Annotated in this window: 13 protein-coding genes; 9 read left to right on the top strand and 4 right to left on the bottom strand. The window is 69.7% G+C overall.

Annotation, left to right across the window (positions count from 1 at the left end; genetic code table 11):
• Positions 1-153: 153 nt before the first annotated feature.
• Positions 154-1239, top strand: coding sequence for a WD40/YVTN/BNR-like repeat-containing protein (locus OG841_RS40785; RefSeq protein ID WP_266552420.1), 1086 nt, complete (start codon positions 154-156; stop codon positions 1237-1239).
• A gap of 104 nt (positions 1240-1343) precedes the next feature.
• On the opposite strand, the gene OG841_RS40780 is transcribed toward OG841_RS40785, so the two are convergent.
• Positions 1344-2198, bottom strand: coding sequence for a class II fructose-bisphosphate aldolase (locus OG841_RS40780; RefSeq protein ID WP_371569366.1), 855 nt, complete (start codon positions 2196-2198; stop codon positions 1344-1346).
• 176 nt (positions 2199-2374) lie between these two features.
• Here OG841_RS40780 and OG841_RS40775 point away from each other — a divergent pair, with 176 nt between their 5' ends.
• Positions 2375-3163 carry a DeoR/GlpR family DNA-binding transcription regulator gene (locus tag OG841_RS40775; RefSeq protein WP_371569363.1) on the top strand — a complete coding sequence of 263 codons (789 nt, stop codon included), beginning with the start codon at positions 2375-2377 and terminating at the stop codon, positions 3161-3163.
• 62 nt (positions 3164-3225) lie between these two features.
• Here the strand turns inward: OG841_RS40775 and OG841_RS40770 are convergent, their stop codons facing one another.
• From OG841_RS40770 to OG841_RS40760, 3 genes are read right to left on the bottom strand one after another with little or no spacing between them, the layout of a single operon-like run.
• Complete coding sequence (locus OG841_RS40770; RefSeq protein ID WP_326671072.1) at positions 3226-4053, bottom strand: carbohydrate ABC transporter permease; 828 nt, start codon at positions 4051-4053, stop codon at positions 3226-3228.
• Positions 4054-4109: 56 nt separating this feature from the next.
• A complete protein-coding gene (locus OG841_RS40765) occupies positions 4110-5075 on the bottom strand; it encodes a carbohydrate ABC transporter permease (RefSeq protein WP_371569358.1) in 966 nt (321 codons plus the stop codon).
• Positions 5076-5080: 5 nt separating this feature from the next.
• Positions 5081-6340: an extracellular solute-binding protein gene (locus OG841_RS40760; RefSeq protein ID WP_371569356.1), complete on the bottom strand. Its 1260-nt coding sequence runs from the start codon at positions 6338-6340 to the stop codon at positions 5081-5083.
• Positions 6341-6534: 194 nt separating this feature from the next.
• On the opposite strand from OG841_RS40760, the gene OG841_RS40755 reads away from it, so the two are divergent.
• The 7 genes from OG841_RS40755 to OG841_RS40725 all read left to right on the top strand — a co-directional run bounded on the left by OG841_RS40755 (position 6535) and on the right by OG841_RS40725 (position 23439).
• Positions 6535-7434, top strand: a complete 900-nt coding sequence (locus OG841_RS40755; RefSeq protein WP_371569353.1) for an SIS domain-containing protein — start codon at positions 6535-6537, stop codon at positions 7432-7434.
• Positions 7435-7850: 416 nt separating this feature from the next.
• Positions 7851-10811: a TIM-barrel domain-containing protein gene (locus OG841_RS40750; protein WP_371570974.1), complete on the top strand. Its 2961-nt coding sequence runs from the start codon at positions 7851-7853 to the stop codon at positions 10809-10811.
• A 152-nt stretch (positions 10812-10963) separates the two neighbouring features.
• Positions 10964-12832: a DUF4091 domain-containing protein gene (locus tag OG841_RS40745; protein ID WP_328636796.1), complete on the top strand. Its 1869-nt coding sequence runs from the start codon at positions 10964-10966 to the stop codon at positions 12830-12832.
• A complete protein-coding gene (locus OG841_RS40740; protein WP_371569349.1) occupies positions 12829-16476 on the top strand; it encodes a beta-galactosidase in 3648 nt (1215 codons plus the stop codon). The genes OG841_RS40745 and OG841_RS40740 overlap by 4 nt, the downstream gene beginning before the upstream one ends.
• Positions 16473-20198 (top strand): beta-galactosidase, encoded by a 3726-nt coding sequence (locus OG841_RS40735; RefSeq protein WP_371569346.1) that lies wholly within the window; start codon positions 16473-16475, stop codon positions 20196-20198. The genes OG841_RS40740 and OG841_RS40735 overlap by 4 nt, the downstream gene beginning before the upstream one ends.
• 11 nt (positions 20199-20209) lie before the next feature.
• Complete coding sequence (locus OG841_RS40730; protein WP_371569343.1) at positions 20210-22207, top strand: TIM-barrel domain-containing protein; 1998 nt, start codon at positions 20210-20212, stop codon at positions 22205-22207.
• An 11-nt stretch (positions 22208-22218) separates the two neighbouring features.
• On the top strand, positions 22219-23439 hold the full coding sequence (locus tag OG841_RS40725; RefSeq protein WP_328636800.1) for an SGNH/GDSL hydrolase family protein: 1221 nt from the start codon (positions 22219-22221) through the stop codon (positions 23437-23439).
• Position 23440 lies beyond the last annotated feature (1 nt).

Genomic DNA, 23440 nt, shown 5'->3' with positions numbered 1-23440 from the left:
TGCGGGCATCTTGCCGAAAGCCGCCCGTCAATCGCCGCAAACGGTTACCATCCCCGCCCTGACCTGCGATGAAGGCCTTTCCAGAGGTGACTGTCAGTGGCGGGGTGCAGACTGGCCGGTGTCTGGGACAAAGACGTCACGGAGGTGATCGGTATGACTGAGAAGCTGCTTGCCGTGGGGACGCGCAAAGGTCTGTTCATCGGGCGTGGGCGCGGCGGCACCTGGGAGTTCGACGAGAGCCCGTATTTCAACGCGCAGGCCGTGTACTCGGTCGCCATCGACACCCGGGGCGAGCGTCCCCGGCTGCTGGCCGGCGGTGACAGCGCGCACTGGGGCCCCTCCGTGTTCCACTCCGACGACCTGGGCCGCACCTGGACGGAGCCGGCCCAGCCCGCGGTGAAGTTCCCGAAGGACACCGAGGCCTCCCTGGAGCGGGTCTGGCAGCTGCACCCGGCGGCGGCCGAGCCGGACGTGGTGTACGCGGGCACGGAGCCGGCCGCGCTGTACCGCTCCGAGGACCGCGGGGAGAGCTTCGAGCTCGTCCGTCCCCTGTGGGAGCATCCGACGCGTTCGAAGTGGGTGCCGGGCGGTGGCGGTGAGGGCCTGCACACCGTCCTGACCGACAAGCGGGATCCGCGCGCGGTGACCGTGGCCGTCTCCACCGCCGGGGTGTTCCGCACCAAGGACGGCGGCGCGAGCTGGGAGCCGTCCAACTCCGGTGTCTCCGCGGTCTTCCTGCCCGACCCGAACCCGGAGTTCGGCCAGTGTGTGCACAAGGTGGCCCGGGACGCGGCCGATCCGGACCGGCTGTACCTCCAGAATCACTGGGGTGTGTACAGAAGCGACGACGCGGGGGCGCACTGGACGGACATCGGCGAAGGGCTGCCGTCCACCTTCGGCTTCGCGGTGGCCGCCCATCCCCACCGCGGTGAGACGGCGTACGTCTTCCCGATCACCGCCGACGCGGACCGCGTCCCGGCCGGTCACCGGTGCCGGGTCTTCCGCACGGCGGACGCGGGCAAGAGCTGGGAGCCGCTCGCAGCGGGTCTGCCGCAGGAGGACCACTACGGCACGGTGCTGCGGGACGCGATGTGCACGGACGACGCGGACCCGGCCGGCGTCTACTTCGGCAACCGCAACGGCGAGGTGTACGCCTCGGCCGACGACGGCGACAGCTGGCGGCAGTTGGCCTCGCATCTGCCGGACGTGCTGTGTGTACGGGCGGCGGTGGTGGCGTGACCCAGCCCTTCGACGAGGTACGGGTACTGATCGTCGGTCAGGAGGCCTGAACGTCTGGAGCGCCGAACGTCGGCGATCGTCTCGCACCCCGACATCGGAACCCGTCACCCCTTCCGGTACCCACCGCCCGACAGGGTCCGCAGCGCCGAGGTCACGGCATCGGCCATCGCCCGGCGCGCAGCGGTGAGGGCGGGCCGGGGGTCGACGGCCGCGGGCGCGGCGGTGAGTGTGTCGCGGACCGCGCCGGTGAAGGCGGCGTTCAGTGCCGTACCGATGTTGACCTTGACCATGCCGGCCGCCACCGCCTGCCGGAGCTCCTCGTCGGGCACGCCCGTCGAGCCGTGCAGGACCAGCGGCACGGGGACCGCCTTGGCGAGGCGGGCGATGAGACCGTGGTCCAGCCGGGCGGTGCGCGTGGTCATCGCGTGGGAGCTGCCGACCGCGACGGCCAGTGCGTCCACCCCGGTGGCGGACACGAAGTCGCGCGCCTGGTCGGGGTCCGTGCGTGCGGAGGGTGCGTGCACTCCGTCCTTGCCGCCGATCTCGCCGAGTTCCGCCTCCAGCCACAGACCCTGTGCGTGCGCCCACTGGGCCGCCGCGCGCGTGGCGGCGACGTTCTGGGCGTGCGGCAACGCGGACGCGTCGAACATGACGGATCCGAAGCCGCAGTCCGCGGCGCGGCGCAGCAGCGCTTCGTCGGTGACGTGGTCGAGGTGCAGCGCCACGGGCACGGCGGCCGCCTCGGCGAGCGCTGCGGTGGCGCGGGCTATCGGGGCGAGCCGGCTGCCGTGGAACCGCACGGCGTTCTCGCTGATCTGGCAGATGACCGGGCGGCCCGCGGCTTCCGCCCCGGTGACCACGGCCTCGGCGTGCTCCAGGGTGATGACGTTGAACGCGCCGACGGCCTCTCCGTCGCGGTACGCGGAGCTCACCAGGTCGGCGGTGGGAGTCAGCGGCACGGACGGCCTCCTGTCGCGGCGTGCGAGGGCCGTGACAGCGGCAGAGGCAGAGGCAGAAGTTTGCGGGAAGTGCAGGGTTTTGCTCGTTTGGCGTCCATAAAGCACCCAATCATGCGCTGTGGTTTCATTGAGGTGCGCACTTCGCGGCGCACACCACCGACAGGGAGTTGTGAGACATGGCGGCACCGCAGGCCCGGTGGAGCGCGCTGCTGGAGATGCTGACGCGCGACGGGCGGATCGAAGTCGAGTCGGCCGCCGAGGAGTTGGGCGTCTCCGCCGCGACCATCAGGCGCGACCTGGACGAGCTGGCCCGCCAGCAGATGGTCACCCGCACGCACGGCGGAGCCGTGATCAACGCGATCGCCTATGACCTGCCCCTGCGCTACAAGGCCGCACGCAAGGCTCCGGAGAAGGAGCGGATCGCGGACGCGGCCGCCGGGCTGGTGAAGGCCGGCGCGGTCGTGGGGCTGAACGGCGGCACCACGACCACCGAGGTGGCGCGAGCTCTGGCCACCCGCGCCGACCTGAGTTCCGGCGGCGCGGAGACAGCGGTCACCGTGGTGACCAATGCCCTGAACATCGCCAACGAGTTGGTCGTACGGCGTCACGTCAAGCTCGTGGTGACCGGCGGGGTGGCCCGGCCTGCGTCCTATGAGCTCATCGGACCGCTGGCCACCGAACTGCTCGCGGAGATCGCACTGGACCAGGTCTTCATCGGGGTGGACGCCATCGACGTGGCCCACGGGGCGACCGCCCACCACGAGGGCGAGGCCAGCATCAACCGAGCACTGGCCCGCCGCGCGCAGCAGGTCGTCGCGGTCGCCGACTCCTCCAAGCTGGACCGGCGGGCCTTCGCCCGCATCTGCCCGGTGGCGGACATCGACGTCCTGGTGACCGACAAGGCCGCCTCGGACGAACTGACCGAGTCGTTCGAGGCGGCCGGTGTGGAGGTCATCCGCGCCTGACACCGGGCGCCGCTCCCGTACCGGCCCCCGCGACGGCCCCGGCTCCGACGCGGACCCCGGGGTCATCCGCGCACGCCGCCCGCCGTCAGGCCGGCGACGAGGTAGCGCTCCACGAAGACGAACAGCACGACCACGGGCACGATCGCGACGATCGAGGTGGCGAACAGGTACTGCCACTGCTCGTGGTACGAGGTGACAAAGCCGGGGATCGCCCTGGTCAGCGTCATCCGGTTGCCGGACGAGGTGATCGTGAGCGCCACGACGTACTCGTTCCACGCGCCGATGAAGGTGTAGACGAGCGCGGTCACCACACCGGGCATCGCGAGCGGCAGGATCACACGGGTGAGGGCGCCGAACCGCCCGGTGCCGTCGAGCCAGGCCGCCTCCTCCAGTTCCTTGGGGATGCTCGCGAAGTACGCGTTGAGGATCCACACGCAGAACGGCAGGTTGAACGCCGCGTTCACGAGGATGAGGCCCTCGGCGGTGTCGGTCAGGTCGAGGCTGACCATCTCCCGGTAGATACCGACCAGGAGCGCGGTCGGCGCGAACATCTGGGTGACGAGTACGAGGATCAGGAAGGCGCCGCGCCCGCGGAAACGGTGCCGGGCGGTGTAGTACGCGGCGGGCAGCCCGACGGCCAGGGCGAGCAGCGTCGACGCCCCGGCGACGTACAGCGAGAACAGCAGCGCGTCCCCGACGCGCGGGTCGGTGAGCGACCAGATCTGCGTGAAGTTCGACCACTGCCAGTGCGAAGGCAGATAGGACGGCGGGGACTTCATCAGTTCGGGCGTCGGTTTGAGCGCCGTCAGCAGCATCTCCGCGTAGGGCGCGAGAAACGCGAGCGCCACCAGCCAGCCGGCCGCGGTGAGCAGGACGGTGCGCAGTTTCATCGGTCGTGGCCGCCTCCTGCGCGGCGCGGAGGTGCGGGGACTGACGGCGGTTCTGCTCACGCGGAGTCCTCCTGTCGGCGGACGACGCGCAGATAGACCAGCACCACGGCGAGGACCAGCCCGAAGTTGACGACGGCCATGGCGGCCGACTCCCCCACCGACTGGTTGTCGAAGGCGAGTTTGTACAGGTAGGTGGTGGTCGTGTCGGTGCTGAAGCCGGGGCCTCCGCGCGTCATGGCCCAGATGATGGGGAACGAGTTGAACACGTTGATGACGTTGATGATCGCTGCGACCACCAGCGAGGGCCGCAGCAGCGGCAGGGTGATGCTCAGGTAGGCGCGGACCGGGCCTGCGCCGTCCACCCGCGCCGCCTCGTAGACCTCGCCGGGGATGCTCTGCACACCGGCCAGCAGGACGAACGAGGTGAACGGCAGTGAGACGAACACCGCCACGCCCATCATCGCCACGAGGGCCTGCCCCGGATGGGCCAGCCAGTTGACGGGGGCGTCGAGCACCCCGATGTCCATGAGCAGCCGGTTGACCACGCCGTAGAAGTTGTTGAGCATCCAGCGCCAGATGAGCGCCGTCATCAGCACGGACGAGGCCCAGGGCACGATCATCGCCCACCGCACCAGCCGACGCCCCGGGAAGCTCGCGTTCAGCAGTTGGGCCAGGCCGAGGGAGACCAGGATCGTGACGGTGACGACCCCGACGACCCACACGACGGTGCGCAGCAGCACTCCGGGCAGGTCGCCCTCGGCGAACAGATCGGTGTAGTTGCCAAGGCCGGCGAACCCCTCGGACAGTCCGGTGGAGCTCACCTTCGTCAGGGACGTCCGGATCATCTCGATGATGGGCCAGACGACCATGGTCAGGATGAGGAGGGTCGCGGGCCCGAGCCACAACAGGGGTTCGAGCGCGCGCCATGTCCTGCGACGGCGGCGCGGCGGGGACGGCGCCGGCGCCACCGGGGCCGGGTGTTCGGCCCCGGTGGCGCTTGCGGTGACATCGTGTACGGCCACCGAAGTCAGTCGCCCTTCTGCGCGGTCTTCTGGATCTCGCCCAGGACCTTGGCCGGGTCGCCGCCCGCCACCCCCGTGCCGATGCGCTGTTTCACCGCACCGTCGACCGCGGCCCACGCCGGGTCGTCGGCGGGGGCGAACTCGGCGCTGGAGAGGGCGTCGACGAACGGCTTGTAGTAGGCGGCGTTCTTGCTGTCGGAGCTGAGCACCGCACCAGCCGACTCGGTGACCGACAGGAACCCCTCGGTGGAGACGAACTTGGCGGCGTTCTCCTTCTGGTAGAAGAAGTCGAGGAACTTCTTCACCCCCGCCTTGTTCGACCCGTCGCTCTTCTTGAACGCGACGAGGTAGTCCTGCACGCCGAGCGTCTTGTGGGTGCTGCCGTCCTTGCTGGGCAGCGCCGCGACGCCGTAGTTCAGTTTCGCGTCGACCGGGTCGATGAAGCCCTTCCGCATGAAGACCGCCCCGTTGAGCATGCCGATCTTGCCCTGGGCGAACTGGTTGAAGACGTCCTTGCGGTTGGTGGCCTCCGGGTTGGGCTGGGTGACCTTTTCCTTCGTCAGTTTCCGCAGGTAGCTGAGCGTGTCGACGTTGGCCTGCTGGTCGATCGCCCACTTGCCCGAGGCGTCGGTCCAGCCACCGCCGTTGTTCATCGCCCAGATCTGGAACTCGGCCTGCGCCTCCTCGGGGCCCAGGGGCAGCCCGAGGCCGATGTAACCGGCCTGCTTGATCTTCTTGGCGTCGGCCTCGACCTCGGCCCAGGTGGACGGCGGCCGGGCTATGCCCGCCTTGGCGAAGATGTCCTTGTTGTAGAAGAACAGGCGCGCGCTGGAGATGAAGGGCAGCCCGTACTGGGCCCCCTTGTACTGCGCCTTCTGCCGGAACAGCGGGAGGAAGTCGGCCAGCACCTTGGGGGAGACGACGTCCTGCGCCTTGTAGACCAGGCCGTCCCGGGCGAAGTCGGAGAACTTGTTGTAGTTGAGGACGTCCGGTTCCTGCTTGGTCTGGACGTACGTCTTGACCTTGGAGTCCATCTGCTCCCAGTCGACGACTTCGAGGTTCACCCGGTAGCCGGGGTTCGCCTTTTCGAAGTCCTTGATCAGCGCAGTCCAGTAGGCCTGGGTGTCGTCGTCGTACTTCGCCGCGACGAACCTGATCGTCTTGCCGTCGGATCCGCCGCTGTCCGAGGAGCTGCCCTTGCCGCAGCCGGTGAGGGCCAGTGCCAGGGCCGTACCCCCGGCGAGGCCCGCGAGGTGCCGTTTCACGGAGTACCTCTCCGCACGCATGGCGTGCTTGGTCAAGCGCGTGCTCGCCTGATTGCGCGCCCGCTTGCTTGTTTATGCTCGATTGCTGGTGCTATCAATCATCGAACGACATGATGCTCAATGAAACGCGCACAGTGTCAAGGGCCGTCGCATCACGTATCGGTCACGCCGTGCGCCCGAGAGGGGAGTCCCCGATGAGTCAGACCGACATCGAGATCGCCACGCAGCCCGACTGCTGGAGGCAGGCCGTGGCACTGGCCCGGCGGCCCGACGGTCCCGTCTCCGCCTCGCTGCCCCGGCCCGGCGAGCGGGTCGCCGTCGTCGGCTGCGGGACGTCCTGGTTCATCGCCCAGGCGTACGCGGCACTGCGGGAGTCGGGCGGCCACGGTGAGACCGATGCCTTCCCCGCCTCCGAGATGCCGGACGGGCGGGCCTACGACCGGGTGGTCGCGCTGACCCGGTCCGGCACCACGACCGAAGTACTGGAGCTGCTCGGCCGACTGCGCGGGCACACTCCCACGACCGCGGTGACCGCGGTGCCGCAGTCACCGGTGACGGGGCCGGCGGACGCCGTCGTCGTGCTCGACTTCGCCGACGAGACCTCGGTCGTCCAGACCCGGTTCGCCAGCACCGAACTGGTGCTCCTGCGGGCCCACTTGGGCGAGGACCTGGAGCATCTGCCGCAGCAGGGGCGCGCTGCGCTGGACGAACCGCTGCCGGCCGGGGTGTTGGAGGCCGAGCAGTTCACCTTCCTGGGGCAGGGCTGGGCCTACGGGATCGCCCAGGAGGCGGCGCTGAAGTTGCGCGAGGCGGCGGGCGCCTGGACCGAGGCCTACCCGGTGATGGAGTACCGGCACGGTCCGATCAGCGTCACCGCACCCGGCCGCGTCGCCTGGTGGTTCGGGGACCCGGCGGCCCTGCCGTCCGGTCTCGCCGACGAGATCGCGGACACCGGCGGGCAGTTGGTGGCACTCGGCCGGGACCCGCTGGCAGATCTGGTCGTGGTGCACCGGCTGGCCTCCGCCCTCGCCTCGGCACGCGGGCTGGACCCGGACAATCCGCGCCATCTGACCCGTTCCGTGATCCTGGCCTGACCGGGCGTCCCCCCGGAAGGATCTCGGGGGCCGCAGAATTTACGTGCCCGTTACGAACGGTTTCCGGGCCCGCCGAGGCCGGTCGGCGGGCCCCGTGACCGACCGCCACCAGGGACAACAGCCGCTCCACGACAGCCCTCGGGGCACTCGGGACGCCGTGTGCCCCGCATGTTGACAGGTGGCGGTTCCCGCAAGAGCATGTGCGAAATCGCTTCGAATCTTGCATCTGCACGCAGAATCAAGCAGACCGCAGCCCCGGCGGGCACCGCGCTTCGTCGTGACCGTGCGCTCCGCACGCCATCGGCACCACGCACCGCCGCTCCTGAGCCACCGTCCTGTCCGACAGGAGGACACGAGTGCACGCCCGATTGAGCAGTCCCGGCGGCCTGTTGCTCGCTGCCGCACTGACCGCCGCCATGCTGGTGGCACCCCTTACCGGCTCCACCGCCGCGGCCACGGCCGCCGCCACCTCCACCGCCGGTCCGAAGGTGACCCGCACCGCGAACGCCGTCACGGTCTCCGTGCCGGCCTCGGCCAACACCCCGGGCTACACCCTCGACGTGGCCACCGACGAACTCGCCCTGACCACGCGCCGCGCCGGGAAGACCGTGCTCGCCACCGCATCCGGCGACACCGGCGCCCTGCGCTTCACCACGGCCGACGGCACATGGCAGCACGCGACCGGCGTCACCGACTGGACGTGGAAGAACGGCGTCCTGACCGTCACCGCCGACAGCACGCTCGACGGCGCCACGGTGGAGGCCCGGATCACCCCCGGCGCCGACCGCTACCAGCTCGACTGGGACGTCCGAGGCGGCGCACCGAAGCAACTGGGCCTCTCCTACGACCTGTCGTCGGCCGGCCACTGGTACGGCCACGGCGAGGCGGAGACCCCGCAGGGCGGTCCCGGCACCGACCAGCCCTGGCCGCTGGACGCCGGCGAGGTCGACCACCCGACCTTCGGCCCGGCGTCGTACCACGTGATCGACCCGTTCTGGTACACCTCCAGGTCGACCGGTCTGCGCGTCGACACCGGAAATGTCATGGACGTGGCGCTCAACAAGGGCAAGGACGGCCTCGGCAGCTTCGTCGTCGAGTCGCCCGACACCTACAAGGCCACCGTGTTCGTCGAGTCGACCCCGCTGGAGGTCTACCGCGACTACATCGGCATCGTCGGCAAGCCCACCAAGTCCGACGCCCCCTACGAGCAGTACGCCAAGCCGCTGTGGAATTCCTGGGCGCAGTTCTACACCAAGGTCGACCAGGAGAAACTGCTCGACTACGCCACCGACCTCCACGACAACGGGCTGGACGGGCACACCATCCAACTCGACGACAAGTGGGAGTCGAACTACGGCAACCTGACGTGGGATCCCAAGACCTTTCCCGACCCCAAGGGCCTCTCCAAGAAGATCCACGACATGGGGTTCGACTTCGGGGTCTGGGTCACCCTGTGGATCAACCTGGACTCCGCCAACTACCAGTACGCGGTCGACCACGGCTATCTGCTCATGGACGCCAAGGACAAGACCAAGCCGTGTGACGTGACCTGGTGGAACGGCGAGGCGGGGATCATCGACCTGGCCAACCCCGAGGCCAAGGCCTGGTACGAGGGCAACCTCAAGTCCCTCATGGACACGTACGACATCGACGGGCTGAAGTTCGACACGCGCTTCTTCGACGAGAGGTGCGCGCCGCGCGAGGGCTCCCAGGTAACGGACTACCAGAAGCTCGGTACGCAGCTCGCCGACGAGTTCGACCTCCAGGGCGCCGGCATCCGGGTGCACTGGAACAAGACGGCCCACGAGGCCGGCTTCGTCACCCGCCAGGTCGACAAGGGCACCGGCTGGGACTCGCTGCGCGCCTCCGCCTCCCAGAACCTGGCCATCTCCACGATCGGCTACCCGTTCGTCGAGTCCGACATGATCGGCGGCTCCGGCGGCCAGCCCGCGCCGACGAAGGACGTCCTGGTGCGGTGGGCGCAGTCCGCCTCACTGATGCCGCTGATGTACGCATCGACCTCGCCGGTGGACACCAACGACACCACCACCGGGCAGAAGGTCGACTACGACCAGGAGACCGTCGACCTCTACCGGCAGGCGATCAAGACGCACGAGAAGCTCGCCCCCTACATCTGGGACCAGGTGCAGAGCACCCTGAAGACCGGCGATCCGATCATGCGGCCGCTGTTCTTCGACTTCCCGAAGGACGAGGCGAGTTACACGGTCGCCGACGAGTGGATGCTCGGCCCCGCCGTACTGGCCGCGCCGAAGCTGAGCACCGGCGCGACCCGCTCCGTCCATCTGCCGCCGGGCACCTGGTACGACGTCAACCAGGGCACGGTGATCCGCGGTCCCCAGACCCTCAAGGGGTACGCGGCGCCGCTCGGCGTCACCCCGGCCTTCGTCAACCTCAAGGCGAGGGGCGCCGACAAGGCCATCAGGGCGCTCAAGCGCGACGACGCGCCGGCCGCCTCCGTTCTGATCACCCCGGACGCCCCGGCCACCGACGCCGGCAAGCCGTTCCAGGTGACCACCGACGTGACCAACTGGAGCACCGGGACCATCAAGACCGTCAAGGCGGCCCTGAACCTGCCGGACGGCTGGAGCGCCAAGTCGGCCGGTCCGACCACCGCGAGCTCCCTCAAGAACGGCGCCACCCTCACCACCACCTGGACGGTGACCCCGGCCGAGGACGCCCGTTGGGGCAGCCACGACCTCACCGGCACCGCCAGCTACACCGGGTCCAAGGGCGCGACGAAGGTGTCCGACACCGTGCAGGCAAAGGTGAAGGCCGCCCCGAGCAGCGTGCAGGCGCCGTACCTGACGACCGACACCACCTCCGAGGACCCCCAATACGCCCAGGCCGGTGACCAGTTCGCCATCTGGGCGGGCGGCCAGGACCTGTCCGGCTGGAAGGACGAGAAGGGTGTCATCTACCGCGACGACGCGGCCGGCGAAAAGGCCACCGTGCAGGCCCAGTTGGTGTCGCAGAGCAGCGCCTCACCGGTCGGCAAGGCGGGCGTCGCCCTCGCCAACGACCTGACCGCGCCCGAGAAGGGCGGTTACGCGGTGCTGGTCATGACCCAGAGCTACGGCCTGGAGTTCATGACCGACAGCGACGGCGACGGGAAGCTCGACACCTGGGCGGGCGGCGGCGCCACCTACCACCCGGCGTATCTCAAGCTGACCCGGGACGGCACCACCTACACGGCGTACGCCGGCAAGGACGGGCAGACCTGGTCGCAGGTCGGCACCGCCCAGGTGCCATCGGCTTCCGGCACCGAAGACGCCGGAATGGTCGCCAGCGCGGCCAACGTCAACTACCCCGGCCAGGACATCGAAGCCGTCTTCAGCGGATTCACCGTCACCTCCTGACCCACGGGTATCACCTTCCCGGTTGCCCGGCAGGCCCCTCCTTCCCCTGAGGGCCTGCCGGGGGCCATCCCCGCTTCCCGGCAGTCCTCCCGCCCCCCAGGACCCGCCGAGGACCACTCCCTGCACCTCCGTGAGAGAGGGACCCCAGCCCCATGGCACGTACGTCCTCACTCGCCGCCGGCTTCGTCGCCGGCGTCGTCGTGGCCGCGAGCACCACCGCGATCGCCGTCACCGGTACGGCGACCACCGGCACCGACCTCAATTCCAAGGCCACCACCACCTGGCTGACCGTCAAGGTCGCCGACGCCATGGGCACCAGGGACACCATCACCTGGGTCCCCACCGGCTCCTTCGCCGGCTCCGCGGAGGAGCGGGTCCCGCGCTACCCCATGACCCCCATCCAGGGCAAGGACACCAAGGAGCTGAAGCTCTCCGCCGTGCGCAACGAGCAGGTATCGGCGCAGCTGGCGATCGCCTCCGGCCACGACCTCGACGACGTCAAGGCCGTGGTCGGCGACCTCACCGGGCCCGGCGGCGCGAAGCTGTCCGGTGCCGGCACTCAGGTCCGGTTCGTCAAGTACGTGCCCGTGCAGCGCTCCAAGAGCGAGGTCGACTGGTCCGCCACCATCGACCAGGTCAGCTCCGGCAAGGAGGTGTCCGGCGACCGTAACCCCGATGTGGTCGGCGACCCCCTGCAGGAGGGGTCCTCGGTGGACGTACCCGCGTACGCGGCGCAGCCGCTCTGGTTCACCTTCCACATCCCCAAGGGGGCCAAGCCCGGCACCTACACCGGGACGGTGAAGGTCAACGCCGACGGCCGTACTCAGAGCACGTACCCGCTGACCATCGAGGTCGCGGACGCCAGCGTGCCCGACCCGAAGGACTACAGCTTCTTCCTCGACGTCTGGGCGCAGCCGGAGACGATGGCCAAGAACCACGGCGTCAAGCTCTGGTCCGACGAGCACTGGAAGCTGATCGCCAGGTACGACCGCGACCTGGCCTCGCGCGGCCAGAAGGTCATCAACACCACCATCGTCGACAACCCCTGGCACCACCAGTGGTCGCTCGGCACCCGGGAGTCGCAGACCGCCACGCCGTACACCAGCATGGTCGGCTGGACCTGGAACGGAAAGACGTTCTCCTTCGACTTCAGCCGCTGGGACAAGTACGTCGAGACCGCCAGACGCGCCGGTCTCGGGCCCGACATCGGCGCCTTCTCCATGCTCGCCTTCCAGGACCAGGAGCACCTCACCTACACCGACACCAGCACCGGCAAGACCGTCTACGAGAACGTCGATCTGGGCGGCGACCGCTGGCGGCAGGCGTGGGGAGCCTTCCTCCCCGCCTTCGAGAAGCACGTGAAGGCGAAGGGCTGGCTGGACCACACCTGGCTGTCCTTCGACGAGCGGCCCATCGACACCATGACGGTCGTCAAGAACTTCGTCCACGAGGTCGCGCCGGCCTTCGACGACCGTATCTCCGTGGCCGGTTCGATCAACACCGAAGGCGTCGCGTCCAACCTGTCCGTCGACTGGGGCGGCATCGACGCGATGACGAAGGAGAAGGTGGCGGAGCGGCGCAAGGCCGGCAAGATCACGACCTTCTACGTGTACGGCTCGCCGGCGCACCCGAACACGCTGTCCTACTCCCCCGCCGTCGAGTCGCGGATGCTGCCCTGGATCTCCGCCCAGCGGGATCTGGACGGCTTCCTGCGCTGGTCGTACAACAGCTGGACCAGCGATCCCTTCAAGCAGCCGGTGCACATCTTCACGCAGGGCGACGAGTACCTGGTCTACCCGGGCAAGGACGGCCCGATGTCCAGCATCCGCTGGGAGCAGCTGAAGGAGGGCATCGAGGACTACGAACTCATCGCCCAGCTGCGCAAGAAGGACGGCGGCACCGACAGCGACGCCCTGACCGAGGCCCTCACCACGGCGACGAGGAACCTCGACGGCCGGACGAAGGACGTGGGCGACATCGAGACCGCGCGGGCGGCAGTCGTGAAGGGGCTGACGTCATGAAAGGCAGGTGGAGATCTCTGCTGCTCGCCGGAGCGCTGACTGCCATGTCCCTGTCCGGCGCGGGTGTGGTGACACCGGCCCAGGCGGAGCAACAGACCCCGGCGCGGCACACCGTATCCTACGACCAGCACTCCGTACTGGTCGACGGAAAGCCCCTGTACATCTGGGGCGCCGAGCTCCACTACTTCCGGCTGCCCAGCCCCGACGCGTGGCGCGACGTCCTGCAGAAGATCAAGGCGGGCGGATTCAACGCGGTCTCGCTCTATTTCGACTGGGGTTACCACTCCTCCAAGCCGGGCTCGTACGACTTCACCGGCATCCGTGACGTGGAGCGGCTGCTCGACGAGGCCGAGCGCGCGGGTCTGTATGTGATCGCCCGGCCGGGCCCGTACATCAACGCGGAGGTCTCCGGCGGCGGCATGCCCGCCTGGCGGTCGACCCAGGCCGGCGTGAACCGCACCTCCGAGCCGGAGTACCTGAAGGCGGCCCAGGAGTGGATGAGCCGGATCAACCCGATCATCGCGCGCCACCAACTCACCCGTGGCACAGGGTCGGTGATCCTGTACCAGGTCGAGAACGAGTACCAGGGCGGTCGTCACGACGCCGACTACATGCAGACCCTCATCGACTGGGCGAAGGAGGACGGCATCGATGTGCCCACATTCGTCAACGACGGCGGCGCGAACCAGAACTGGGTGAGCGGCAAGGGCGCCCCGGACATCTACGGCTTCGACGCCTACCCGCAGGGCTTCGACTGCAAGGACCCCGACACCTGGAAGAACCTGCCCGACTATTCATACGTCAACGAGTGGAAGCCCGAGTCCCCGCTGATCATCCCGGAGGCACAGGGCGGCGCCTTCGACCCCTGGGGCGGTACCGGCTACCAGGACTGCGCGAAGCTCACGGGCACCGACTTCACCCGGGTGTTCAGCAAGATGAACATCGCCGCCGGGGTGAGCGGCCAGTCCTTCTACATGACGTACGGCGGCACCAACTGGGGCTGGCTCGCCGACCCCAACGCGGTCTACACGTCGTACGACTACGGGGCCCCGATCAACGAGTCCCGCCAACTGACGGACAAGTACCAGGAGTTCAAGCGTCTCGGGTACATGGTCAACTCCGTCACCTCGCTGGCGCGCACCGACAAGGCCGAGGCCCCGACTCCGACCGACGACGCCCTGCGCATCGACCGGCGCGTCAACCCCGACGACGGCACCCAGTTCTTCACCGTGCGGCACGCCGACACCCGTGTGAAGGACAGGGACGAGACGACCCTCGCGTTGAAGGGTGCGGACGGCGACTACCCACGCGTACCCCAGCAGGGAGCGATCACGGTCGACGGCCGGGACGCCAAACTCCTCGTCGCCGGCTACGACTTGGGTGCGAAGCAGCGGCTCGTCTACTCCACCTCGGAGATCATGACGCACGCCGAGATCGGCGATCGGGAGGTGGCGCTGCTCTACGGACGTGCGGGTGAGGCCGGCGAGACCGTGCTGCGGTACGCCGAGCGGCCCAAGGTGACCGTCCTCGACGGCGATGTCACCACCGCCTGGGACGCCGCACGCGGTGACCTGCGCCTGAACTACACGCACAAGGGCCTGGCCCGCGTGCTGGTGAACGGCATGGAACTGCTGATCGCCGACACCGCCGAGACCGCCCACTGGTGGCGGCAGGACACCGCCGCGGGCCCGGTCCTCGTACGGGGGCCGTCCCTGGTCCGTACGGCCGAACAGGCGGACGGCACCCTGAAGTTGACCGGCGACTCCACCAAGGCCGCGAAGATCGAGGTCATCGCGGACGCCGGGAAGGTGACCTGGAACGGCCGCGAGGTCGCCGTCACCCAGGCGCCGCGCCCGGTCGAGCTGCCCAGGCTGACCACGTGGAAGTACAAGGAGGAGGCGCCGGAGTCCGCGCCCGGCTTCGACGACTCCGCCTGGACCACCGCCGACCACCTCACCGCCAACAATGCGGCGCTGGCCGGATCGCTGCCGGTCCTCGCCATGGACGAGTACGGCTTCCACCACGGCAACGTCTGGTACCGCGGCCGGTTCAAGACCACCGGTGCCGCGACCGCGCTCGCACTCGCCGCCAAGACCGGCAACACGGGCCAGTACGCGGCCTGGCTCAACGGCCGCTACCTCGGCAGCTCCGGCGACGGCGCGCACACCTTCGACATCCCGGCGGGCACACTGAAGGCCGGTGGCGACAACGTCCTCTCCGTCCTCGTGGAGAACGCCGGCCACAACGAGGAATGGGGCCACGACTACTCCAAGGAACCGCGCGGTGTGCTCAGTGCCGAGGTGATCGGCGGGGCCTCCACCCTCACCTGGAAGATCCAGGGCGACCGGGGCGGCGAGGACCCGGTGGACACCGCACGGGGCCCGTACAACAACGGCGGGCTGTACGGGGAGCGGGCCGGCTGGTCGCTGCCGGGCTTCACCGACAGCACCTGGAAGAGCACCACCCTCTCCGGGCAGGCAGCCAAGACCGGGCCCGGCGTGCGCTGGTACCGCACCTCCGCCCGGCTCGACCTGCCGCAGGGCCAGGACAACGCGCTCGCGCTGGACCTGGCTGAGGCCACGGGCGGCAGCACCGGCTATCGCGCCGAGATCTTCGTCAACGGCTGGCTGATCGGCCGCTACCTGCCGGACACCGGACCCCAGACACGGTTCGTCATCCCCAAGGGGCTCCTGCGTGAGCAGGGCGACAACACCATCGCCCTGGCGGTGTGGTCCACCAAGGCCGGCGCGGGCCCGGGTTCGGCGAAGCTCGTCGACCTCGGCGCCTCGGCGGGCGGGATCAAGGTCGGTACGGTGCCGGCGCCCTCGTACGACGCCAAGACGTACGCCATACCGACCGCGGGCGCCCGGGTCACGGTCGACGCCGAGCCGTTCCTGGCCACCGGCACCGCGACCGAGGTCCCCGTCACCCTCAGTGTGCCGAAGGACGCGCCGACTGCCTCGAACGTCGGCCTGACGCTGAAGGTTCCGGACGGCTGGACCGCGACCACCGACGACACCACCCGTTTCGGCCGGGTCCGGCCCGGCGACACGGTGACCGCGGACTACACCGTCACCCCGCCCGGCGATCCGGTTCACTACGCCGTCCTGACCGCGACCGCCAAGCTCACCCAGCCCGGCCGTCCGGGCACCGTCACCGGGGTACGCGCCGTACAGGTGCCGCCGCCGGGACTGTCCGCCGACGCCTATGTGAGCGACCTGACCCTGGTCAAGGCGGTCAACGGCTGGGGGCCGGTGGAGAAGGACTCCTCCAACGGGGAGGACGCGGCGGGTGACGGTCGTCCCCTGAGCATCGGCGGCACCACGTACGCCAAGGGCCTCGGCGTGCACGCGAACAGCCAGGTCCGGGTCTATCTCGGCGGCGGCTGCACCCGCTTCACCGCGACCGCCGGGGTGGACGACGAGGTCGGCGACGGCGGCAGCGTCACCTTCCATGTGGTCGCCGACGGCCGCTCGCTCACCACCACGCCGGTGGTGCGGGGCTCCGACGGCGGCACCGACATCGACGTGGAGGTGACCGGCGCCCGCTGGCTGGACCTGTCGGTCGACGGGGACGGCGACATCTCCTCCGACCATGCCGACTGGGCCGACGCCAGGCTGACCTGCGCGGGAGGCGCCTCGTGAACCTCGCCCGAGTCGGACGACCGAGAGCCCTGCTGTCCGCGGCGCTCGTGTCCGTACTGCTCGCGGTCCTCGCCGCCGCGGTGCCCGCACACGCCACGGTCCCGGCCGACGCCGCGGCCGCCAAGCCCACGCCCCACACCGTCAGTTACGACAAGTACTCCGTCAAGGTCGACGGCAAGCGACTCTTCGTCTGGTCGGGGGAGTTCCACTACTGGCGGCTCCCCAGCCCCGACCTGTGGCGCGACGTGCTCCAGAAGATCAAGGCGAGCGGCATGAACGCCGTCTCGATCTACTTCGACTGGGGCTACCACTCCCCCGCGAAGGGCCGCTACGACTTCACCGGGATCCGTGACGTCGACAAGCTCCTCGACATGGCCGAGGAGGCCGGGCTCTATGTCATCGCCCGGCCCGGCCCGTACATCAACGCCGAGACGGACGGCGGAGGGTTCCCCGGCTGGCTGATGACACAGAAGGGACAGGCCCGCTCCACCGACCCCGCATACCTCGACGCCGCCCGCGCGTGGCTCAAGCAGATCGACAAGATCCTCGCCCGCCACCAGGTCACGAACGGCACCGGCCCGGTGCTGCTCTACCAGGTCGAGAACGAGCTGTACGACCCCGAAGGCCGCGACTACATCGCCGATCTCTCCCAGCAGGTACGTGCCGACGGCATCACCGTGCCCCTCGTCGGCAACGAGCCGATGCCGCAGTACGCGGGCGGCGAGGGCCTGGACTTCGTCGGCGAGCTGGACCAGTACAACTCCTTCTGCAAGGGCGAGTGGTGGCTGCCCACCCTCAAGCGGCAACAGGACGACGCACCGCTGTCGATCTTCGAGGCGGGCACCGGCTGGTTCCAGACCTGGGGCGACACCGGCTACGAGAAGTGCCCGGAGAAGATGGGCCCCGCCTACCAGAAGATCGTCAACAAGCACGAGGTCATGCAGGGCGCGACGATCGAGAACCTGTACATGACCTACGGCGGCACCAACTGGGGCTGGCTCGCCGACCCGCGCCAGGTCTACACGTCGTACGACTACGGCGCACCGATCAGCGAGCCGCGCCAGACCGGCGCCGACTACGACGAGATGAAGCGGCAGGGCCTCTTCTACACCACCACGGCCCCGCTCACGGCCACCGATCCGGCCGACGCCCCCGCCTCGTCCAACGACGCCGTGCACATCGAGGCGCGTGCCAACCCGGACACCAAGACCCAGTTCCTCTACCTCCGGCACGGCGACCCGATGGCCGACGCCGACGCCACCACCACCTTCGACTGGAAGACCCCGGACGGCACCTATCCGGTCACCGCACGGCTCAACGGCAAGACCGGCAAAATCCTCGTCGCCGGCCACGACCTCGGCGGCGGCCAGCGGCTCGTCTACTCCACCAGCGAGCTGCTGACCAGCGCGAAGACCGGTGGCCGTACCCAAGCCGTGCTGTACGGCGGTGAGGGCGACCCCGGGCAGACGATGCTCCGCTACTCCGCCAAGCCCAAGGTCACCGTGCTGGACGGCAAGGCGGACGCGACCTGGGACGCCGAGCGCGGCGACCTGAAGCTGGACTACACCCACTCCGGACTCACCCGGGTCCTCGTCCAGAGCGCCGGCCGCCCCGACCTGCTGCTGCTCATCGGCACCGACGCCGAGGCCGCCGGCTTCTGGCGGCAGGACACGGCAGCCGGTCCGGTCCTGGAACGCGGCACCGAACTGGTCCGCACGGCGACCGTCACCGGCCTGGGAACGACCCTCGCCCTCACCGGCGACGCGAAGAAGGCGGGCCCGCTGGAGATCTTCGCCCCGTCCGGCGTACGGAACGTCACCTGGAACGGCGCACCCCTGAGCGTGAAACCGACCTCCTCCGGCAGCCTGTTGGGCACCGTGCCCGGCCCGAAGGACGTCAAGCTCCCCGAGCTGACCGGCTGGAAGACGTCCGCGGAAACCCCCGAGGCCGCCCCCGGCTTCGACGACTCGTCCTGGACGTACGCCGACAAGCTGACGACCGACAACCCGACCAAGCCCGGGACTCTGCCGGTGCTCTATCAGGACGAGTACGGCTACCACTACGGCTACGTCTGGTACCGGGGCCGCTTCAAGGCCACCGGCACCGAGAAGTCCCTCTCCCTGACCGCCTACGCCACCAACCCGGACACCGGTTCGGCCGCGGTGGGCGCGTACTCGGTGTGGATCAACGGGAAGTTCGCCGGGACGAGTCAGACCGGCCGCAAGACCTTCCCCATCGCCGACGGTCTGCTGCACAAGGGCAAGGAGAACGTGATCTCCGTCCTGGTCGGCACCATGGGCCACAACGAGGACTTCACCTGGAACAGCGACGACCACAAGCAACCGCGCGGCCTGACCACGGCGTATCTCGCCGGTTCCGACGCCCAGATCACCTGGCGCATCCAGGGTGCACGAGGCGGCGAGAAGCCCGTCGACACCGTGCGCGGGCACATGAACAACGGCGGCCTGTACGGGGAGCGTTCGGGCTGGACCCTGCCCGGATTCCCTGACGGGTCCTGGAAGGCGGCCTCTCTGCCGACCAGTGACACCACTCCCGGTATCGCCTGGTACCGCACCACCTTCAACCCCAGGCTGCCCAAGGGCCAGGACGTCTCCGTCGGCGTCACGATCACCGACAGCCCCGACCGCGACTACCGCGCCCTCATCTACGTCAACGGCTGGCTGATGGGGAACTACGTCAACGACACCGGCCCCCAGCACACCTTCCCCATTCCCAACGGCATCCTGCGCGCCGACGGCAAGAACACCATCGCCGTCGCCTCGTGGAGCGAGGACGCCAAGAGTGGCGGCCTGGGCAAGGTCGGCCTGACCACGCTCGGCAATGTCACGTCCTCGCTGCGGGTCGCCGATGTGGCCGCTCCGGCCTACGACGCCACCACGTACGCCGACCCGGCCACCCCGGCGCGGGTGACCGTCGACGCCCCCTACACCGTCGAGCCGGATAACTCCTACCAGGTCACGGCTACGGCCTCCGTACCCGCAAACGGCAAGACGCTCAGCGGCCTCACCCTGAGCCCGAAGCTGCCCGACGGCTGGACCGCGGCCCCGGCTGATCCGGTGAAGCTCGGCACCCTCGAACCGGGTGGCTCGGCTCAAGCGCAGTGGACCGTCACCGTGCCCGCCGACCAGAACACCGGCACCTTCGCGATGCTCCGCGCCACCGCCGACTTCACCTGGGCCGGCAAGCCCGGTTCGGTGACCGGGGAACAGGTGGTGGCGGCGCAGCCACCGCCGCTCACGGCGGGCGGACACTACGTCAGCGATCTGCCGTTCGTCTCCAGCAGCAACGGTTGGGGCCCGGTCGAACGCGACCAGTCCGTCGGTGAGAACGCCGAGGGCGACGGCCTGCCGCTCACCCTCCACGACACCGTCTACGAGAAGGGCCTCGGCACGCACGCCGCCAGCAGCGTGCAGGTGTGGCTCGGCGGCACCTGCAGCACCTTCCACGCCGCGCTCGGCCTCGACCAGGAGACCTACGGCCGGTCCGACGGCCCGGCCACCGTCACCTACACCGTCCTCGCCGACGGAACGCCCGTCTACGAGAGCGGCACCGTCGACCGGGGCAGCGCGACGAAGCACATCGACGTCGGCGTGGAAGGAGCGCGGCGGCTCGAACTCGTCGTCTCGGACGCCGGGGACGGCAATGCCCTCGACCACGCCGACTGGGCTGACGCCAAGCTGACCTGCGGCGGCGGTGCCTGATGCTGCCTACGGTGAGGCGAACCGTCCGCGGCGGCTCGGCGGCGCTGGTGCTGGCCACCCCGCTGCTCGGCACGGCACCGGCCGCCGCCGACTCCGGTGGGCCGGTCACCGTCACGACACCCACCTACGAACTGCGCGTCGCCACAGACTGGTTGACCGTCACCACCGTACGGGCGGGCCGGACCGTGCTGGCCACCGCGCCCGCGGCGTTCCGGTTCCGGATCGGCGCCGACTGGCACATCGTCCGGGAGGTCACCGGCAGCACCCGTGACGGCAACACCCTGCGCGTCACCGCCGCCACCGACCTGCCGGGCGTCAACGTCGATCTGCGGATCACCCTGCGCTCCGACCGGTACGACATGAACTGGTCCCTGTCGGGCGCACAGGCCGACGCGCTCAGCACGGCGTACGACCTCAGCAGCGCCGGGCACTGGTACGGGCACGGCGAGAACAGCGACCAGACGGTCCAGCCGTGGCCGCTGGACTCCGGGCAGGTGGTGGACACCGGGTTCAGCCCGGCGTCCTACCAGGTGGTCTCCCCCTTCTGGTACACCTCCAGCGCCACCGGACTGTGGGCGGACACGAACGACCCGATGGACGTGCGGATCAACTCCGGCGGCAACGGGCTCGGCGAGTTCACCGTCACCGGAGACCGACCCGCCGCCTCCACGGTGTTCGTCGAGGACACCCCCGCCGAGGTGTACCGCGACCACATCGCGCTGGTCGGCAAGCCCGAACGCTCCGACACCCCCTACGAGCAGTACGCCACCCCGCTCTGGAACTCCTGGGCGCAGCTCTACGGCGAGCAGACCCAGGCGAACGTTCTCGCCTGGGCCCGTGCGCTGGCCGGCGCCGGGCTCGGCGGGCACGCGGTGCAGATCGAGGAGAGCGTGATCGCCTCCGACTTCGGCGAACGCTTCCCCGATCTGCCCGCGCTGTCCAGGCAACTCGGCCGCCTCGGCTTCGACCTCGGCATGTGGACGGGCCTGTACATGCCCGAGACCGCCGCCAACTTCTCCGAAGCCGTCGACAACGGGTATCTGCTGAAGGACCCGTCCGACCCGTCCAAGCCGTGCCTGTTCACCTGGTGGAACGGCCACCGGACCGGGCTGATCGACCTGGCGAACCCGGCCGCCCGGCAGTGGTACACCGACGATCTCAAGGCGCAGACAAGCGAGTTGGGGGTCGCCGGGTTCAAGTTCGACACCGCCTTCTTCGACGACCGGTGCGCCCCCTACCCGGGGGCCACCCGCGCCGACTACGTGAAGTACGGCACCGAGCTGGCCGACGCGTTCGACCAGCAGGGGGCGGGGTTGCGGGTCGCGTGGAACGCCGCGCAGGCCAAGGGCTTCGCCACCCGCACGGCCGACAAGCCGACCACGTTCGCGGGGCTGCGCGCCGCGGTCTCGGCCAACCTGGCGGTTTCCACGATCGGTTACCCGTTCGTCGAGACCGACATGATCGGCGGCTCGCTCGGCTACCCGCCGCCGACCAAGCAGGTCCTGGCCCGCTGGGCGCAGGCGGCGTCCCTGATGCCGCTGATGTACGCCTCGACCTCGCCCACCGGCGTGCGGGACGCGACGACCGGCGAGTGGGTCGGGTACGGCCGCGAGACGGTCGACCTCTACCGGCAGGCGATCAAGACGCACGAGAAGCTCGCCCCCTACATCTGGGACCAGGTGCAGAGCACCCTGAAGACCGGCGATCCGATCATGCGGCCGCTGTTCTTCGACTTCCCGAAGGACGAGGCGAGTTACACGGTCGCCGACGAGTGGATGCTCGGCCCCGCCGTGCTGGCCGCACCAAAGCTCGACGAAGGCACCACCCGGGACGTCTTCCTGCCCACCGGAACGTGGCGTGACGTCACCACCGGCAAGGTCGTCCGCGGCCCCGTGACGCTCAAGGGGTACGCGGCGCCGCTCGGAGTGACACCGGCATTCGTGAACCTCAAGGCCAAGGGCGCCACCAAGGCGTACCAGGCTCTCTCGCGCACCGGCGCGGCACAGTAAAGGGGCGTCAGATGCGTGGGATACGCGGCAGACTCGCGGCGTTGCTCGTGGCGGTCTCGGCCGTCGTGGCCGGGACGGTGGCACCCGCCGAGGCCGGTCAGCAGGAGGCTCGGCGCGGCTGGACCGGAACCTGGGCGACGGCGGCCAGTGAGCACTACGAGGTCTCGGGGATGTCCGAGGTGACGGTACGGATGCCGGTGCACACCAGCGTCGGCGGCTCAGCCGTACGCATCCGGCTGACCAACGCCTACGCCACCGACCCGGTGACGATCGGGCACGCAACGGTGGGTCTGCGCGACGGCGGTTCCGCCGTGGCCCGCCCGTACGACCTGCGGTTCGGTGGAAAGGGCGCGGTCACCATCCCGGCGGGCGGCCAGGCTGTGAGCGACCCGGTCGGACTCGCTGTGCCGGCCCTGTCCGACCTGGTCGTCAGTCTCCATCTGCCCGGCCGGGTCACGCACATCACCGATCACTGGTGGGCGCAGCAGACCGTGTACTGGACGGACTACGGTGCGGGTGACCACGCCGCCGACACCTCCGGCGACGCCTACACCTGGACCACCACGAGCTGGCCGTTCCTCAGCGGTGTCGACGTGACCGCGCCGAGGACCGGGTCGGTGGTGGCGCTCGGCGACTCGATCACCGACGGGTCCTATTCGACGGCCGACACGAACCAGCGCTGGCCCGATCTGCTGTCGGCCCGGCTGAACGCCTGCCTGCCCGGCGCCGGAGTGCTCAACGCGGGCATCACCAGCAACCGGATCACCGCCGGGACCGCGACCAACCCCTCGGCGCTCGACCGGCTCGACCGGGACGTGCTCTCCCAGCCGGGGGCGCGGACTCTGATCCTCTTCGAGGGGATCAACGATCTCGGCGGGGCGAGTGCCGAGCAGATCATCGCCGGGATGAAGACGATCGCCCACCGGGCCCACCAGCGCGGGCTGCGGGTCGTCGGCGCCACGATCACCCCGTACAAGGACTTCACCTGGGGTGGCTGGACCGAGGAGACGGAGACGCGACGGCAGCAGGTCAACGCGTTCGTCCGGGCCTCCGGCAAGGTCTTCGACGACTACGCCGACTTCGACCGGGCGGTCCGGGACCCGGCGGATCCGCGCCGGCTGGGCGCCGCATACGACTCCGGTGACCATCTGCATCCCAATGACACCGGGATGAAGGCATTCGCCGACTCCATCGACCTGACGTCGCTCGGCCTCGGCCGCGGCTGCACCTGAG

This window comes from Streptomyces canus (assembly GCF_041435015.1).
In the GTDB taxonomy this organism is placed as follows: Bacteria; Actinomycetota; Actinomycetes; order Streptomycetales; family Streptomycetaceae; genus Streptomyces; species Streptomyces canus_G.
This window is presented reverse-complemented; position numbering and strand designations above follow the sequence as displayed.

Excerpts from the sequence above, each read along its gene's own strand:
- OG841_RS40775 (WP_371569363.1), top strand. The coding sequence starts at position 2,375 with ATGGCGGCACCGCAGGCCCGGTGGAGCGCGCTGCTGGAGATGCTGACG.
- OG841_RS40725 (WP_328636800.1), top strand. The coding sequence starts at position 22,219 with ATGCGTGGGATACGCGGCAGACTCGCGGCGTTGCTCGTGGCGGTCTCG.
- OG841_RS40770 (WP_326671072.1), bottom strand. The coding sequence starts at position 4,053 with ATGAAACTGCGCACCGTCCTGCTCACCGCGGCCGGCTGGCTGGTGGCG.
- OG841_RS40755 (WP_371569353.1), top strand. The coding sequence starts at position 6,535 with ATGAGTCAGACCGACATCGAGATCGCCACGCAGCCCGACTGCTGGAGG.
- OG841_RS40745 (WP_328636796.1), top strand. The coding sequence starts at position 10,964 with ATGGCACGTACGTCCTCACTCGCCGCCGGCTTCGTCGCCGGCGTCGTC.
- OG841_RS40750 (WP_371570974.1), top strand. The coding sequence starts at position 7,851 with ATGCTGGTGGCACCCCTTACCGGCTCCACCGCCGCGGCCACGGCCGCC.
- OG841_RS40740 (WP_371569349.1), top strand. The coding sequence starts at position 12,829 with ATGAAAGGCAGGTGGAGATCTCTGCTGCTCGCCGGAGCGCTGACTGCC.
- OG841_RS40785 (WP_266552420.1), top strand. The coding sequence starts at position 154 with ATGACTGAGAAGCTGCTTGCCGTGGGGACGCGCAAAGGTCTGTTCATC.